Raw genomic sequence first — 683 nt, forward strand, 5'->3', positions numbered from 1 at the left:
GATGATTTCCACCAGTGGCATCCGGTGCACCGGATTAAAGAAGTGCATGCCGCAGAACCGCTCAGGACGTTGCAGGGATTTTGCCAGTAACGCGATAGGGATGGTGGAGGTATTGGAGGCCAGGATGGCATTTTCGGCGAGGTGCGTTTCCGTTTGCGCCAGCACTTCCCCCTTCACCCTGGGGTTTTCCACCACCGCCTCCACCACGATATCGATATCCGCAAAGCGGCCATAATCGAGCGTTGGCTGAATCTGGCTCAGGATAGTCGCCATTTTCAAACCGTCCAGCTTGCCGCGCGTCAACTGGCCGTTGAGCAGTTTCGCGGCCTCTGCCATGCCCAGTGCCAGCGCTTTGTCGTTGATGTCTTTCATCACAATCGGCACGCCCTTGTAGGCGGACTGGTAGGCGATGCCGCCCCCCATAATGCCAGCGCCCAGCACGGCGGCCTGCCGCGGTACGGATACCGTACCTGACAGTTTCTTAGCCTTACCCTTAACATACTGATCGTTTAGGAAAATACCGACTAAAGCACGTGCGGCTGAGGTTGCTGTGAGCGTCACAAAATTCTGTGTCTCGAGGCGTAACGCATCATCGCGCGTCATCCCCGCCGCAGCCTCAACGGTTTTTACTGCGGTCAACGGGGCGGGATAATGTTTACCGGCGGTTTGCGCCACCACCGCTT

At 57.4% G+C, this 683-nt stretch carries 1 protein-coding gene; it reads right to left on the minus strand.

Annotated elements, in window-relative coordinates; genetic code table 11:
* Positions 1-683: 3-hydroxyacyl-CoA dehydrogenase NAD-binding domain-containing protein (locus J5224_RS33055; RefSeq protein ID WP_264629133.1), on the minus strand; the 683-nt coding region annotated here is incomplete at both ends.

Source organism: Candidatus Symbiopectobacterium sp. NZEC135, from assembly GCF_025962695.1.